Below are 15,082 nucleotides of genomic sequence, written 5' to 3'. Positions count from 1 at the left end.
GGCTTCGGAGTGAGATCGTGAACGTGCCTGCCGATGCTGGTGCCCGACCGCCGATCGGCGATCTGGACGCGGCCTATGCGAGTTGCCGGCGGATCGCCGCCGAGCACGGGCGCACCTACTACCTGGCGACCACGCTGCTCTCGCCGGAGCGTCGGCGGGCCGTGCACGCGCTGTACGCGTTCGCACGCATGGTCGACGACATCGTCGACCATGCCGACAACCCCGCGCGCGTCCTCGACCCGGACGATGGTGCCCGGCGCCTCCTCGATCCAGCCCACCTCGTCGCAGCCCCTGGTCGACGTGACCCTGCGCGGCGCACCGAAACGTCCCCCGCCCAGCGGCATGCGCCCGTACCGGATGCATCCGCGCAGGTCGTCGACGTTTCCCCCGCGCAGCACCTCGACCACGTCGAGAAACAACTGCGCCTTGCCCTCGAACACGGCGACATCGACACCATCGACCCGCGCCGTCACCAGATCATCACCGCGGCTGCCGACACCATCGCCCGCTACGACATCGCACACACCCACATCTGGACATTCCTCGACGCCATGCGCATGGACGTCCCCGGCACGGCCACCCACCGCACCCGCTACACCACGATGAGCGAGCTCCGCGAGTACATGCGCGGATCCGCCGCGGCCATCGGCCTGCAACTGCTGCCGGTCCTCGGCACCGTCGTCCCCGTCATCGAGGCCGAACCCGCGGCCGCCGCCCTCGGCGAAGCCTTCCAGCTCACCAATTTCCTGCGCGATGTCGCCGAAGACCTCGACCGCGACCGCATCTATCTCCCCACCGGCGAACTGACGGCTTTCGGCGTGGACGAAGCCCACCTGCGCGGCTGCCACCATCGCGGCCACACCGACGCACCACTGCGCCGCGCGCTGGCCCACCTGATCGCCGTCAACCGCGATATCTATCGGCAAGCCGTCCCCGGTATCGCGCTACTCGCCCCCCGAGTACGCCCGGCGATCACCACCGCCGCCACCCTCTACGCCGAAATCCTCGACCGCATCGAAGCAGCCGACTACCAGGTCTTCACCACCCGCGCCACGGTCCCGAACCGTCGCCGCATCCTGGTCGCCGCCAAGGGTTTGGCCACCCCCACCCGGCACCGCTAGCCGCAGGTCCAGCGCGACGGACCGACCCGTTCGATCCGGTGTGACGATCAGAGGGGTTCGGCGTGCGCGCGGCGGACTACTTCGCGGGCCAATTGGCCGTGCAGAGCGTCGACGGGGCGACCGGGGAGGGTGGGGTCGTCGGTGTAGAGCCAGCCGAGGATGTCCTCGTCGGTGTACTTGGCGTCACGCATGACAGTGATCACGCCGGGCAGCATGCGGACGATCTCGTCCTCGTCGTCGAAGAAGCGGGACGGAATGCCTGCGACGCCGTCGCGGCGGATCGCGAGGACCTGGTGGTCACGCAGCAATTGGTGCACCGAGGTGACCGGGACGCCGAGAATATCGGCCGCCTCCGGCAGCGAGACGATGGTTTCGGTGTCGGGCAGCACGTCGTTGCTGCAGGGGAAGGCACTCACCCGCCCAACGGTAGTACGTGTCGGTGCACACGCATCGTCTGGCATGCCGACACCACCCGGTTACCATCGTGGTGGCCGCACACGGCGGCCGGTTGAATGCCGGAGGACATCACTTGATCGGCCAGATGCTGGAAGGGCGCTATCGCATCGATGCGCCGATCGCTCGCGGCGGGATGTCGATGGTCTTCCGTGGGACCGACACCCGGCTCGATCGCCCCGTGGCGATCAAGGTGATGGACCCGAAGTTCGCCGGCGACCCGCAGTTCCTGAGCCGGTTCGAGTTCGAGGCGCGGGCGGTGGCCAAACTCAAGCATCCGTCGCTGGTCGCGGTGTACGACCAGGGCGTCGACGGCGAGTACCCGTTCCTGATCATGGAATTGGTCGAGGGCGGCACGCTGCGTGAGCTGCTGCGCGAACGCGGGCCGATGCCGCCGCACGCCGTGCGCGCCGTGGCCGAACCGGTGCTGCGCGCGATCGGCACCGCCCACGACGCCGGCCTGGTTCACCGCGATGTGAAGCCCGAAAACGTGCTGATCTCCGACGCCGGCGAGGTGAAGATCGCCGACTTCGGCCTGGTCCGCGCCGTGGCCGCGGCCAACACCACCTCCGCGAGTGTGATCCTGGGCACGGCCGCCTACCTCTCCCCCGAGCAGGTCACCACCGGCACCGCGGACGCCCGCAGTGACGTGTACTCCTTCGGCGTCCTGATCTTCGAGCTGCTCACCGGGCGGGTGCCGTTCAGTGGCGACAACTCGCTGTCGGTGGCGTATCAGCGGGTCGAGAACGACGTGCCCGCGCCGAGCAATGTCATCGGTGGCGTACCGCCCGAATTCGACGCGCTGGTCGCCAAGGCCACCTCCCGCGACCCCGCGCAGCGCTTCGCCGACGCCAACGAGATGGCGGCGAAACTGCAGACGATCGCGATGGAGCTGAACCTGCCGCCGTACCGGGTACCCGCACCACGGGATTCGGCCGAACATCTCAGTGAGAGCTATCAGACCGGCGCCGCGCATCATCCCGGCGAGCGCCCGGCGACCCCGTATTCTGTTGCCGCACACCATTCCCCCGCACCCGAACCGCACCACACCAGGGTGGTGACCGCACAGCGCCCACGGCAGGAGGAGTACTCCCCCGCACCGGTGGCGAGCGCGTTCGGCAGCGGCGACAATCATTCTCGCCGAACAGGTTTGGTGTGGGTGGGCATCGTCACCGCGCTGACCTTGCTGGTCGGCATCGGCGGCTGGTGGCTCGGCGTCGGCCGCTACTCCGCGGTGCCGCCGATCGCGGGCATGGACTCCGAGCGGGCCGTCGCGGTCCTGCACGAGGCCGGTTTCGAGACGGCGTTGCGGCAGAAGGCCTCCGACACGATTCCGGTGGGCGGGGTCGTCGGCACCGATCCGTCGGCCGGTTCGCGGGTGACCAAGAGTTCCACGATCGCGGTACTGATCTCCAACGGCAAACCGCGAGTGCCCGATGTCAAGCCCGGCGACCAGCCCAACGCGACCAATCAGGCGATCCGCGATGCGGGTCTGCAGCCGATCGACAGTGGTGAGGCGGCCAGTACCGCGCCGAAGGGTTCAGTGGCGAAGGTGGAGCCCGCGCCGGGCACGATCCTGCCGATGGGCGCGCAGGTGAAGGTGTACCGCAGCAAGGGATCTCAGCCGGTCAATGTGCCCGATGTGCGCGGGAAGACCGCCGAGGACGCAGCCAGTGCGCTGACCACCGCGGGCCTGGTCGTTCGCGAGACGCGGGTGCAGTTCGACAAGAACGTCGAGGGCGACAAGGCGATCGCCACCGAGCCCGCCGTCGGCACCACCCTGCAATCGGGCGACACCGTGACGCTGATCGTGTCGAACGCGGTGAAGGTGCCCAATGTGATGGGTCAAAGCGTCGGCAATGCCCGTTCCAAGCTGCAACAGCTCGGCCTGCGGGTGGAGGTCAAGTCCCTCACCGGCTCCGACAGTTCCCTGGTCATCGGCCAGGTGCCGGGCATCAACTCGAACGTGGAGGCGGGCAGCGTCGTGACGCTCACCGCCCTGCCTTGAAGGGGTAAGGATCCCGAGAAGGAAAAACCCGGCCGCGGTCCCCGCTGACCTGCGCTCCGGGCACACAAAAGCCCCTTTCCGTCGAAAGTTCGACCGAATGGGGCTTTGTGTGCGGTCAGCGCGGTGCTACTACCGCAACATCTCCGCGACGAGGAACGACAGCTCCAGTGACTGCTGGGTGTTCAGGCGCGGATCGCAGGCGGTTTCGTAGCGACCGCCCAGGTCGAGGTCGGAGATGTCCTGGGCGCCGCCGAGGCACTCGGTGACGTTCTCACCGGTCAGCTCGATGTGCAGGCCGCCCGGATGGGTGCCGAGGGCATGGTGGACCTCGAAGAAGCCCTGGACCTCGTCGACGATGCGGTCGAAGTGGCGGGTCTTGAAACCGGTGGACGCCTCGTGGGTGTTGCCGTGCATGGGGTCGCACTGCCAGATGACCTGGTGCCCGGTGGCCTGCACCTTCTCGATGATCGGGGGCAGCACATCGCGCACCTTGCCGTTGCCCATGCGGGCGACCAGGGTGAGCCGGCCGGGCTCGTTGTTCGGGTCGAGCCGCTCGACGTATTCCACGGCCAGCTCCGGCGTGGTGGTCGGCCCGATCTTGAGGCCGATCGGGTTCGCGAGCAGTTCGGCCAGCGCGATGTGGGCGCCGTCGAGCTGACGGGTGCGCTCACCGATCCACAGGAAGTGCGCGGACAGGTCGTAGAGCAGCGGTTCGCCCGTTTCGGACTCGCTCAGCCGCAGCATGGCGCGCTCGTAGTCCAGGACCAGCGCCTCGTGCGAGGCGTAGATGCGCGCGGTCTTCAGGCTCGGGTCGTTGACCTGACAGGCGGCCATGAAACGCAGGCCACGGTCGATCTCCTCGGCGAGGGTTTCATAGCGCGCGCCCGCGGGCGACTGGGCGACGAAATCGCGGTTCCAGTCGTGCAGGCGATGCAGGTCGGCGGTGCCCGCGCTGGTCAGGGCGCGGACCAGGTTCATCGCGGCGCTGGCATTGGCGTAGGCGCGGACAAGGCGCGACGGGTCGTGGCGGCGCAACGCCTCGTCGGCGACGAGTGAGTTCACCATGTCGCCGCGGTAGGACTTCAGGCCGAGCGCGTCGGTATCGGACGAGCGCGGCTTGGCATACTGGCCCGCGATCCGCGCCACCTTCACCACCGGCAGACTCGCGCCGTAGGTGAGTACCACGGCCATCTGCAGCAGCGTGCGGATATTGCCGCGGATGTGCGGTTCGGTGTTGTCGGCGAAGGTCTCCGCGCAGTCACCGCCCTGCATGAGGAACGCCTCACCGCGCGCGACGGCGGCCAGCTGCGCCTTGAGGTCCTCCACCTCGGCGGGCAGGCAGATCGGTGGCACGCTCTCGAGCACGGTGCGCATGGCGGCGGCCTCGTCGGCGTCCCACGACGGCTGCTGCAGGGCGGGCCGGGCCAGCGCGGCGTCGAGGCGACCGCGCAACTCGGCGGGCAACGGCGGCAGTTCCGGCAGGCGGTCAATGGGTACGTCGACGGTCCAGGTCACCAGATCAGAATACGGACCCGCGCTGGCTGCGCCTACCCCCGGGCCGCTCCGTCCGGCCGTGTCAGCGCTTCCTCGTACAGGCAAACAGGCAGGTTGGTGGACTGGCAGGCGGTCACCCGTACCCGGCTCATCCTGCCCGAAGAAGCTGTTGGTTAGCTGTGAGGGCGAACATTCGCAGTACCCGGACCCGTGCGTCCGGCAGCCCGACGGTCGACATAGGGTTTCGATCAACCATCGTGGTTGCTGCCCCGTGCCGTACCGCCGGACGGCACGAGCACCCCACCAGCACGAAGAGGCGATCTCCCTGCGATATTTTTACGACTCGGAATTCATCGAGGACGGCACGACGATCGACCTGGTCTCGATCGGCGTCGTCTGCGAGGACGGGCGCGAATACTATGCGGTCTCCACCGAATTCGATGCGGGGCGGGCGGGACCGTGGGTCCGCAAGCATGTGCTGCCGAAGCTACCGCCCGCCGGGTCGCCGCTGTATCGCACCAGGGAACAGATCCGCGACGATCTGTTCAAGTTCTTCCTGCCACGGCCCAGCGTGCAGCCGGAGCTGTGGGCCTGGGTGGGCGCCTACGACCATGTCGCGCTGTGCCAGCTGTGGGGTGACATGACCGCGCTGCCCAAGGGCATGCCGCGCTACACCAACGAACTGCGCCAGCACTGGGCTGTCAACGGCAGCCCCGTCCTGCCGCCCATCCCCGACGACGCGCACGACGCCCTCGCCGACGCCCGCCACAACCTGGCCAAGTTCGAGGCCATCGAGACCTACCGGCGCACCCCGCGCCTGTAGCACCACAACAGCGAAGGCCCCGAGTCGAATTCGACTCGGGGCCTTCGTGCTCGGCGCTCTCGGGTCAGTGCCCGAACGGCTCGCTGCTGTTGGCGATCGCCTGCTGCTCGGCGAGGACGGTGAGCATCCGGTGCTCCTCGTTCTCCTCGATCTCGGCCCAGGACTCGCCCTCGGCCTTGGGGTCGGCCGTCAGGAAGCTGCCGCTGCCCGGCTTGCCCGCCGAACCCAGCTTGTTCATCTTCTTGGGCACCGGGGCGCCCTGGTACTCCAGCGGGATGGCGTGGCCGTGTGCGTCGACCCCACCCAGTGGCTGGTGGATCTCGATGTACTCGCCGTGCGGCAGCCGCTTGATCACACCGGTTTCGATGCCGTGCTCGAGCACCGCCCGGTCACTGCGCTGCAGACCGATGCAGAACCGGTAGGTCACGAAGTACGCGATCGGCGGCAGCAACAGCACGCCGATGCGACCGATCCAGGTGGTCGCGTTCAGCGAGATGTCGAACTTCAGCGCGATGATGTCGTTGACACACGACAGCGTGAGCACCACGTAGAACGCGATGGACATGGCGCCGATCGCGGTACGCACCGGCACGTCGCGCGGACGCTGGAGCAGGTTGTGATGCGCCGAGTAATCGTTGGTAAGACGCTTCTCGATCCACGGGTAGGCGATCAGCAGCGTGAACACCAGACCCATGATGATCGCGACCCAGAACACCGCCGGGATCGTGTACCGACCCAGGTAGAGCTCCCACGGCGGCATCAGACGCGCCATTCCGTCGGTCCACATCATGTAGAAGTCGGGCTGTGAACCCGCCGACACCTGGGACGGGTTGTACGGACCGAGGTTCCAGATCGGGTTGATCTGCAGCACACCGCCCATGATGCCGACGATGCCGAGGGTGAACGCGAAGAATGCGCCCTGGTCGGCGGCGAACACCGGGACGATGCGCGCGCCGACCACGTTGTGCTCGGTGCGGGCCGGTCCGGGGAACTGGGTGTGCTTCTGATACCAGACCAGCGCGACGTGCGCGCCGATCAGCGCCAGGATGATGCCGGGCAGCAGCAGCACGTGCGCGATGTAGAGGCGCGGGATGATGATGTCGCCGGGGAAGTCGCCGCCGAACATCAGCCAGTGCATCCAGGTACCCATGATCGGGATACCGATGGTGATGCCCGAGAACGCGGCACGCAGGCCGGTACCGGAAAGCAGATCGTCGGGCAGCGAGTAGCCGAAGAAACCTTCGAACATCGCCAGGATCAGCAGCAGCGAGCCGATCACCCAGTTCGCCTCACGCGGCTTGCGGAACGCGCCGGTGAAGAAGATGCGGAACAGGTGGATGATGATCGACGCCGCGAACAGCAGGGCCGCCCAGTGGTGGATCTGCCGGACGAACAGACCGCCGCGCACCTCGAAGGAGATGTTGAGCGCGGTCTCGTACGCCCGCGACATGCCGACACCGCGCAGCGGCTGGTAGGCGCCGTCGTAGACCACGTGGGTCATCGACGGGTCGAAGAACAGCGTCAGGTACACACCCGACAGCAGCAGGATGATGAACGCGTAGAGCGCGATCTCACCCAGCAGGAACGACCAGTGGGTCGGGAAGACCTTGTTGATCGACCGCTTCATGAACGCGGCGGCGCGATACCGCTCGTCCATCTCATTTGCCTGATTGGCCACAACGCTCATGAACGACGCTCCCAGAAGGCCGGGCCGAGCGGCTCGATGAAGTCGCCCGCGGCGACCAGGAAGCCCTCGGAGTTGACGGTGATCGGCAGCTGAGGCAGTGCGCGGGCGGCAGGACCGAAGACCGGCTTACCCCACTCGGTCGCGAGGAACTGCGACTGGTGGCAGGGGCAGAGGATCCGGTTGGTTTGCTGCTCGAACAGCGAGGTGGGGCAGCCGAGATGGGTGCAGATCTTCGAGTAGGCGAAGTAGTCGCCGAAGTTGAAGCTCTCCTGGCCCTTGCGCTTGATCGCCTTCTCGGCATCTTCGGTGCGCAGGCGGATCATCATGACCGCGTTGCGGATACCGCGCAGCGACTGCAAGGTCTCGTGCGCATCCCCGCGCCACTTCTCTTTCCACGGGAACACGGTTTCCATCGAGCCCGCGTCCAGGTCTTCCGGGCGCACCAGCACGATGTCGTTGGGGCGACCGGTGTCGCGGCGGATGTAAATGGTCTCGCCCGGGTAGTCCGGGGTCCAGCCCGAGACCCACAGCGGCGACTTGTCGCGCTTGGCCCACGGGTTCTTCACCATGCCGCCGATGAACACCAGCGCGGCACCGATACCGAGTACACCGACACCGGCACCCGCGGTACCGAGCATCATCTTGCGACGGCCGAGGGTGGAGGTGTCGAGCGCGTCTTCCAGCTCGGCCGCGAGGGTGCGACGCTCGACCTCGGGCGACGGGCCGTCGTGGCGCTGCTGGATGGAGATCTCGGCCGGGATGAACCGCTTGCGGATCAGCACGACCGCGATGCCGATGACCAGCACCGAGATGCCGAAGGTCAGGCCGACGAGCGGGGTGTACAGCGAGTAGGCGGTATGGCCTTCGTCGCCGTAGCCCTTCCACTCCCACGGCCAGAACAGGAAGACACCGATGAGCGCGGCGGCAGCCAGGCCGGAGATGGCGAACCAGAACGTGACCGCACGTTCGGCGCGCTTCTCGGCCTTGGTGCCAGGCACCGGCCACCGCTCGTTGCGGTAGACGACATCGACGTCGTCGCGATTGGTGCCGAGCTCGACCAGCTCGTCACGCGTCATCGCGTCCAGTTCGTCTTCGGTGGGTTCGCGACCCATGTCGCTGTGCTCCTGTCCACTCATGATCGGGATCCGATCCACATCGCGGCGCCGACAACGGCGGTGATGCCGATGACCCAGATGGCGAGGCCTTCCGTGGCCGGACCGAAACCGCCGAGATCCCAGCCGCCGGGCGCCTTCTCCTCGGCGGAGTTCCTGACGTAGGCGATGATGTCGCGCTTCTCTTCCGGCGTCAGCTGCCGGTCGGAGAACTTGGGCATGTTCTGCGGGCCCGTGATCATCGCGTCGTAGATCTGCTGCTCGTTGGCCTCGGCCAGCGGCGGCGCGAACTTGCCACCGGAGAGCGCTCCACCGCGACCGGTGAAGTTGTGGCAAGAGGCGCAGTTCATGCGGAACAGCTCCGAACCACGGGCGATGTCGTCGCCGCGCAGCGATTCCTGGGCGATCTCACCGTTGGCATCGCGGATCACCGAGGGGCCACCACCATTGGCGGCGACGTAGGCGCCGAGCGCGTCGGTCTGGTGTGCGTCGAACTTCACCGGCTTGCGCAGCGCCTGGGCGCCGTTGACGGCCATCGGCATACGACCGGTGGAGACCTGGAAGTAGACCGCTGCCTCGCCGACGCCGATCAGGCTCGGACCACGATCGGCGACACCCTGCAGGTTCGCGCCGTGGCACGTGACGCAGGAGGTGTCGTAGAGCTGCTTGCCCTCGCGAATGAGCGCGGACTGGTCCTGGTTCGCGGTCGCGACCTGCGGCTCGGGGGTGAGCGCGGTAGCCAGGAAGCCGGCTCCGACCAAGCCGATCATCAGCGCGAGAGCACCCGCGATACGACGGCGGGCGCGGCGCTGTTTACGCGCCTGCTTTGCGGCCTGAGCGGCCTGCCCGGCGCCGTGGCCGGCGGGCTCTTGGGCCGACGGGGGAGATGAACTCATCTGTGTCCCTTTGGAGTAGACGGAACCGACTTGTGCAAATGCTGTGTGCGCCGCGCGCTAGCGGACGAAGTAGATCGTGGCGAACAGCCCGATCCAGACGATGTCGACGAAGTGCCAGTAGTAGGACACCACGATCGCGGCGGTGGCCTGGGCGGGGGTGAACTTGCTCAGCGTGGTGCGGACGAGCAGGAACACGAATGCGATCAGACCGCCGATCACGTGCAGACCGTGGAAGCCGGTGGTGATGTAGAAAACCGAGCCGTACGAGCTGCCGGCGATCGAAGTTCCCTCCTCCACCAGGTGGTAGTACTCGTAGCCCTGCCCGGCGACGAAGAACGCGCCCATCAGCAGGGTGATCGTGTACCAGCGACGGAGACCGAACACATCGCCCTTCTCCGCGGCGAACACACCCATCTGGCAGGTGAACGAGGATGCGATCAGCACGGCCGTCACCGGAATCGCGAGCGTCATGTTCAGCTCGGTCGGCTCCGGGGGCCACGCCCCCTGCGCCTGCGCACGAGCAACGAAGTACATGGCGAACAGGCCGGCGAAGAACATCAGCTCGCTCGACAGCCAGATGATGGTTCCGACGCTGACCATGTTGGGCCGGTTCAGCGAATGCACACGCTGAGTAATGGCCGATCCTGGGGTGCCTACTGCGGTCGTCACGGGGTAAGTATGACTCTTCGTAGTACGACACATGTACCCGGGTACGAAAGTTTGTGGCGCGAGTCGGAAAACCCACGCACAGAGGGGGTCCACGACTTCCGTCGGCGTGTTGGCGACGATCGCGCGACAACACATTGTGGCAGCGTTGGATGTGGATAGGCTGAGACGAGGAGGCGGCGATGGTCGTGGTGCGGATGTGGCGGCGACTGTTCGGTGGGTCGGCGCGGGAGTTGGACCCGAGGCGTGACGATCTCGTCGTGGTCGCATCGAGTTTCGACGATGTCGAGGCGTGTTCGACCGCGCTGGACCGGGCCGGTGAGCTGGATCGGGAAGCCGACGCGGTGTTGCGTCATCATCTGCGGCTGCCCGCCGGGCAGATCGAGGCCGCGTGCGAGATCGCCGGGTACGACGGATACGAACGCGCCGAGGCCGCCGCCCCCGCGCAGGAGCTGGTTCCGATCATCTTGCAGCGGGTGCAACGGCTCGATCCGCTGACCTGTTCGCAGGAACGCTCGCGGATGGCCGGACTCGCGCAGCGCCACGACGGTGTGGCCGACGGCTGGGACGCGCTGCAGCCGCCACGCACCGCCCCGTAAACTTGCCCGACGGCGCAAAAGAGCTTGTGCCACCTCCGCGCGCCCGAGCTACCGTGGCGCACCGGTCTCGTCGAAGGAGAAGCAGAGCAGATGAGCGTGCGCAGCTGGCCCCAGGTGCTCGGAACCCTCGCCGACGGTGGCGACCTGGCCGCGGACGACACCACCTGGGTGATCGACGAGATCTTCACCGACAACGCCACCCCGGCCCAGATCGCGGCCTTCGGCGTGGCCATGAAGATCAAGGGCCCGACGCCGACCGAACTGGCGGGCATGGTGGCCGGGATGCTCGGGCACGCGCGACTGGTTCGCATCGAAGGCGACGCGGTCGATGTCGTCGGCACCGGCGGCGACCGTTCGGGGTCGGTGAACATCTCGACCATGTCCGCGGTGGTCGTGGCGGCGGCCGGGGTGCCGGTGGTCAAGCACGGGAACCGGGCGGCGTCGTCGAAGTCCGGTGGTGCCGATGTGCTCGAAGCGCTGGGGGTCAAGCTCGCGCTCGGACCCGAGTCGGTGGCGCGGTCGGTGCGCGAGGCGGGGATCGGGTTCTGTTTCGCGCCGCTGTTCCACTCGGGGCTGCGTTTCGCCGGTGCCGCGCGCAAGGAGATCGGCATTCCGACCGTGTTCAACGTGCTGGGGCCGCTGACCAATCCGGCACAGCCGCGGGCCGGGCTGATCGGGTGCGCGTTCGCCGATCTCGCGCCGGTGATCGCGGGGGTGTTCGCGGCGCGCGGGGCGAGTGCGCTGGTGGTGCGTGGATTCGACGGGCTCGACGAGATCACCACCTCGGATCTGACCGACGTGTGGGTGGTCAGTGGTGGGCGGATCCGTCACACGCTGATCGATCCGACGCGGCTCGGCATCCCCCGGGTGGATCTGGACGACCTGCGTGGCGGGGATGCCCAGGTCAACGCCCAGGTCGCGCGCGATGTCTTCGCGGGGACGGCCGGACCTGTTCGTGATGCGGTGCTGTTGAATTCGGCCGCGGCGATCGTGGCCTACGACCTCTCCCGCGGGGTCGGCGATGTCGATCTCGACCTGGACGCGGCGCTGGCCGGCGGGCTCGAGCGCGCCGCCGCCGCGGTGGACAACGGCGCGGCGGCCAAGTTGTTGCAGAGCTGGGCCGAACTCACCCAGGTGCTCGACGAGAGCTGAACCGCGGGCTCACTCCCCCAGCGAGAATCCGGCCTCCACGTCGGCGCTGGAATAGGACTTGAAGGCGATGTGGGTGGTGGTGCGGACCACGCCGTCCACCTTGTCGATACCCGCCGTGACCACCTCGGCGATGTGCGCGTGGTCGCGGACGCGCACGATCGCGATCAGGTCGACGTCGCCCGCGCACGAGTACACCTCGGCGACTCCTTCGGTGTCGGCGAGGGCCTGCGCGGTCTCGGGGATGCGAGAGTTCTGCGCTTGGATCATCACGATCGCGGTAATCATGGGATCACTCTAGAACTTCGGGACGCTCGGTGGCCGCTTTGAACCGTCGCATCAGTTCGCGGCTCTTCACACCGGGTGCCGTTTCCACCGAGCTGGACACGTCGACGCCGTAGGGCCGGTGCCGGGCGATGACATCGGCGACGTTGTCCGGGTCGAGGCCGCCCGCGAGCACGACGCGGCCCGCCTGCGCGCGCACCCAGCCGGGGAATTCCTCGAAGACGCCGGAGCCGGCGCTGGCGTCGTAGAAGAAGTACTCGCTGGTCTGCCCCGGCTCCGGGGGGTTCGACGAGCAGAAGGCCAGGTTCGGCAGGTCGGCCCACTGATAGAGCTGCACGATGTCGAACGCGTCGGCCACCTCGGCGACTTCGCCGGCCTCGAGCGCGACGGCGAAGGTGGTGATGCGGCCACGCGCGTAATCGGCGAGGGCGCGCGCCTGTTCGGGGGTGCGGTACCGCTTGCTCTTGGTCGTCAGCATGACGCCGATCGCGGAGTACCCGAGCTCGACCGCCCAGTCGATCTGCTCCTCGGTGGTCAACCCGCACACCTTCACGAACATCCGACGCCGCTCCTCGTTCCCTGCGCCGCGCCACGTGCGCGGAGTCGAGTTCCATGATCCAGGACGGACTCCGCGCCCGTTCGGCCAGCCGCCGCGGCCGAACGGGAGCTGTTGTTCCGGCCCGGGGCGCGGATGTGCCGTTGTCCCAGGTTTCGTCCACGGCCAGGGGTTCGAGATTGTTCTGGATCCGATCGGCGATCTCGAGCTCGCACTCGCCTGCCTCGACGCGGGGTGGCTCGTCAGCGTTCGGCCAGGTACTGCTCCTGTTCGCTCCTGGTGGTCGCGGCTGTGCGCGCGAGCCGCGCCCATCCCACCCAGCGGCCCGCGCCGTGCAGTGGTTCGCGGTATCCGGCACTGGTCCGCACGATTCGCGCGCCGGGTTTGGCGAGCCAGCCCGCGATGACTCCGACTTCCTCCGCTGGGGCACCGCGCAGTGGTGGGATGGCGTCGTCGAGGTCGACGATCGCGCCGTCGAGCCATGCTGCCGCGGCAGGCGAACTCGCGCTGGCGCGGTCACCGGACACGGTGGCGGGGTCGCCGAACGCGGCACCCGCGCTCTCGGACATGGCGGCGGGTTCCACGGATGCGGTGGCGGAGTCGGCTACCCGAGCGTGCGTCGCGCTCCCCGACGACGCGACGCCCAGGTCGGGGATCACTGTTTCGGCGGCGGCGACCAGCTGATCGACGACGGCCATCGGTGGGGTGCCGCGCGCCGCGGTGCCCGCGGCGGCGAGGCGGCCGTAGCGGATGACGGAGAATTCCCAGCCGCCGGCACCGTCGGGGAGGGCGATGATCAATTCCGCGACGCGGGCCAGGGCGGCCAGTCGCTGGGTGCGGTGGAGTGTGGCGACGACGGTGGCAGTGCGGTCGCGTAGGCGGGCGGCGGCCTCGAAATGCTGTGCGGTGGAATGGGTTTCGATGCGATCGAGCATCGCGCGGAGCAGGGTGTCGGCGCGGCCGGTGAACAGGTCGAGGACCGCGTCGACGACCGGGGCGTAGCTTGCCGCGTCGAGGTCACCGTCGTGACGCGCGGCGGGGCAGCCGCCGACGACGGCGGGTGGGCAGGTGTGTTTCGCCGTGCGGGTGAGGCGGGTGGCGCAGGTTCGCATCCCGGCGAATTCGGCGATCGTCAACGCCACATCAACGGCGTCGACACGAGAATTGAACGGCCCCACCGCGATTCGAGTCGGGGTACGCACGGCGATCAGCCGGGGAAAGGCCTCGTCGCTGAGCGTGAGCCACCACCCTCGCTTCGGGAACTTCGAACGGCGGTTGTACGGCGGCGCGTGCGCGGCGAGCAACCGCAGCTCGCGGACCCCGGCTTCGAGGCCGTGCGCGCACACCACATGATCGACCCGGATCGCCAGTGCCACCATCTCTTTCATCCGGCCACGGGTTTCCGAGCCGGTGAAGTAGTTGCGCACGCGACGGCGCAGATTCACCGCCGTCCCTATATAGAGGACTTCCTCCGACGGTCCGCGGAAGAGATAGACGCCGGGCGCGGCAGGCAGATCGGTCGCGAAAGTGCGCTTGGCGCGCTGGGTTCCGGTGACGCCGGGCAGATAGTCGAGCAGCTCGGTCAGGCTGTGCACACCCTGATTGCCGACCCGGCCGATCAGCGCGTGCAGCACGTCGACGGTGGCGCGAGCGTCATCGAGCGCGCGGTGCGTTGGTGTCGTCGACGCACCGAGGATCTGCGCGAGCACCCCGAGCCGCGCCGACGGCGCCTCGTCACGCGTGAGCACCCGCCGCGCCAATTTCACCGTGCACAACACCTGTGGATTGGGCCATGTGATGTCCTGACGCGCCGCGGCTGCTTTGAGAAACGCGGTGTCGAATCGCGCGTTGTGCGCCACCAGCACCGCCCCCGCCGCGAACTCGAAGAACCCGGGCAACACCCCCTCGATCCGTGGCGCGTCGTACACCATCGCCGTGGTGATCCCCGTGATCTGCACGATGGCGGGCGGAATCGCGTACCCCGGATTCACCAATGTCGCGAACTCCCCCAGCACCTCACCCCCGCGCACCTTCACCGCCCCGATCTCGGTGATCGCGTCCCGATCAGCGCTGGTCCCGGTCGTTTCGAGGTCGACGACAACGAAAGTGGTGGCATACAGCGGGGTATCGAGCTCGTCGAAGGCCAACTGCCGAGCGGCAGCCGGGAGCGGAAGGGGATCGGGCACGGCGAGCAGCGTAGGACGGGGGTACGACAAGCTCGCCGCGTCGAGCT

The 15,082-nt window shown here is 67.9% G+C and carries 14 protein-coding genes; 5 read left to right on the top strand and 9 right to left on the bottom strand.

Going from position 1 to position 15,082, the window contains the following annotated elements; all coding sequences use genetic code 11:
• Positions 1-17: 17 nt before the first annotated feature.
• Positions 18-1,121: a phytoene/squalene synthase family protein gene (locus tag ACTWPB_RS16965; RefSeq protein WP_446221617.1), complete on the top strand. Its 1,104-nt coding sequence runs from the start codon at positions 18-20 to the stop codon at positions 1,119-1,121.
• A gap of 47 nt (positions 1,122-1,168) precedes the next feature.
• Here ACTWPB_RS16965 and ACTWPB_RS16960 read toward each other — a convergent pair whose 3' ends face one another.
• The gene (locus tag ACTWPB_RS16960; protein WP_446221616.1) at positions 1,169-1,537 is read right to left on the bottom strand and encodes an Rv2175c family DNA-binding protein; all 369 of its coding nucleotides are present in this window, start codon (positions 1,535-1,537) and stop codon (positions 1,169-1,171) included.
• Between the two features lie 92 nt (positions 1,538-1,629).
• Here ACTWPB_RS16960 and pknB point away from each other — a divergent pair, with 92 nt between their 5' ends.
• Positions 1,630-3,582, top strand: a complete 1,953-nt coding sequence (pknB, locus tag ACTWPB_RS16955; RefSeq protein WP_446226375.1) for a Stk1 family PASTA domain-containing Ser/Thr kinase — start codon at positions 1,630-1,632, stop codon at positions 3,580-3,582.
• Between the two features lie 129 nt (positions 3,583-3,711).
• Here pknB and ACTWPB_RS16950 read toward each other — a convergent pair whose 3' ends face one another.
• Entirely contained in the window at positions 3,712-5,097 is a 1,386-nt protein-coding gene (locus ACTWPB_RS16950) for a class II 3-deoxy-7-phosphoheptulonate synthase (protein WP_446221615.1), read from the bottom strand.
• Positions 5,098-5,401: 304 nt separating this feature from the next.
• Here ACTWPB_RS16950 and ACTWPB_RS16945 point away from each other — a divergent pair, with 304 nt between their 5' ends.
• On the top strand, positions 5,402-5,899 hold the full coding sequence (locus tag ACTWPB_RS16945; RefSeq protein ID WP_446226374.1) for a polyadenylate-specific 3'-exoribonuclease AS: 498 nt from the start codon (positions 5,402-5,404) through the stop codon (positions 5,897-5,899).
• Positions 5,900-5,963: 64 nt separating this feature from the next.
• Here the strand turns inward: ACTWPB_RS16945 and qcrB are convergent, their stop codons facing one another.
• From qcrB to ctaE, 4 genes are read right to left on the bottom strand one after another with little or no spacing between them, the layout of a single operon-like run.
• Positions 5,964-7,586 (bottom strand): cytochrome bc1 complex cytochrome b subunit, encoded by a 1,623-nt coding sequence (gene qcrB, locus ACTWPB_RS16940; RefSeq protein WP_446221614.1) that lies wholly within the window; start codon positions 7,584-7,586, stop codon positions 5,964-5,966.
• Positions 7,583-8,722 (bottom strand): cytochrome bc1 complex Rieske iron-sulfur subunit, encoded by a 1,140-nt coding sequence (gene qcrA, locus ACTWPB_RS16935; protein ID WP_446221613.1) that lies wholly within the window; start codon positions 8,720-8,722, stop codon positions 7,583-7,585. The genes qcrB and qcrA overlap by 4 nt, the downstream gene beginning before the upstream one ends.
• Complete coding sequence (qcrC, locus tag ACTWPB_RS16930) at positions 8,719-9,594, bottom strand: cytochrome bc1 complex diheme cytochrome c subunit (RefSeq protein WP_446221612.1); 876 nt, start codon at positions 9,592-9,594, stop codon at positions 8,719-8,721. Before qcrC ends, qcrA begins: the two co-directional genes overlap by 4 nt.
• A 57-nt stretch (positions 9,595-9,651) precedes the next feature.
• Positions 9,652-10,263: an aa3-type cytochrome oxidase subunit III gene (gene ctaE, locus ACTWPB_RS16925; RefSeq protein ID WP_446221611.1), complete on the bottom strand. Its 612-nt coding sequence runs from the start codon at positions 10,261-10,263 to the stop codon at positions 9,652-9,654.
• Positions 10,264-10,442: 179 nt separating this feature from the next.
• Between ctaE and ACTWPB_RS16920 the strand changes: the two genes are divergently transcribed.
• Both ACTWPB_RS16920 and trpD read left to right on the top strand, forming a co-directional pair.
• The gene (locus ACTWPB_RS16920) at positions 10,443-10,859 is read left to right on the top strand and encodes a hypothetical protein (protein WP_446221610.1); all 417 of its coding nucleotides are present in this window, start codon (positions 10,443-10,445) and stop codon (positions 10,857-10,859) included.
• A gap of 90 nt (positions 10,860-10,949) precedes the next feature.
• On the top strand, positions 10,950-12,011 hold the full coding sequence (trpD, locus tag ACTWPB_RS16915; protein ID WP_446221609.1) for an anthranilate phosphoribosyltransferase: 1,062 nt from the start codon (positions 10,950-10,952) through the stop codon (positions 12,009-12,011).
• A 9-nt stretch (positions 12,012-12,020) separates the two neighbouring features.
• Here the strand turns inward: trpD and ACTWPB_RS16910 are convergent, their stop codons facing one another.
• The 3 genes from ACTWPB_RS16910 to ACTWPB_RS16900 all read right to left on the bottom strand — a co-directional run bounded on the left by ACTWPB_RS16910 (position 12,021) and on the right by ACTWPB_RS16900 (position 15,035).
• Positions 12,021-12,296, bottom strand: coding sequence for an Lrp/AsnC family transcriptional regulator (locus ACTWPB_RS16910; RefSeq protein ID WP_387217382.1), 276 nt, complete (start codon positions 12,294-12,296; stop codon positions 12,021-12,023).
• A 4-nt stretch (positions 12,297-12,300) separates the two neighbouring features.
• Positions 12,301-12,852 (bottom strand): phosphoribosylanthranilate isomerase, encoded by a 552-nt coding sequence (gene trpF, locus ACTWPB_RS16905; RefSeq protein ID WP_446221608.1) that lies wholly within the window; start codon positions 12,850-12,852, stop codon positions 12,301-12,303.
• 239 nt (positions 12,853-13,091) lie between these two features.
• Positions 13,092-15,035: a DEDD exonuclease domain-containing protein gene (locus ACTWPB_RS16900; RefSeq protein ID WP_446221607.1), complete on the bottom strand. Its 1,944-nt coding sequence runs from the start codon at positions 15,033-15,035 to the stop codon at positions 13,092-13,094.
• Between the last annotated feature and the right edge of the window lie 47 nt (positions 15,036-15,082).

This window comes from Nocardia sp. IBHARD005 (genome assembly GCF_052814245.1).
Note: the sequence above shows the minus strand (reverse complement) of the source record. Positions and strands in the feature narration are given on the sequence as shown.

What these genes read in the sequence shown, in the direction of transcription:
- qcrB (WP_446221614.1), bottom strand. Translation starts at nt 7,586, where the DNA reads ATGAGCGTTGTGGCCAATCAGGCAAATGAGATGGACGAGCGGTATCGC.
- qcrA (WP_446221613.1), bottom strand. Translation starts at nt 8,722, where the DNA reads ATGAGTGGACAGGAGCACAGCGACATGGGTCGCGAACCCACCGAAGAC.
- qcrC (WP_446221612.1), bottom strand. Translation starts at nt 9,594, where the DNA reads ATGAGTTCATCTCCCCCGTCGGCCCAAGAGCCCGCCGGCCACGGCGCC.
- ACTWPB_RS16920 (WP_446221610.1), top strand. Translation starts at nt 10,443, where the DNA reads ATGGTCGTGGTGCGGATGTGGCGGCGACTGTTCGGTGGGTCGGCGCGG.
- trpD (WP_446221609.1), top strand. Translation starts at nt 10,950, where the DNA reads ATGAGCGTGCGCAGCTGGCCCCAGGTGCTCGGAACCCTCGCCGACGGT.
- ACTWPB_RS16910 (WP_387217382.1), bottom strand. Translation starts at nt 12,296, where the DNA reads ATGATTACCGCGATCGTGATGATCCAAGCGCAGAACTCTCGCATCCCC.
- trpF (WP_446221608.1), bottom strand. Translation starts at nt 12,852, where the DNA reads ATGTTCGTGAAGGTGTGCGGGTTGACCACCGAGGAGCAGATCGACTGG.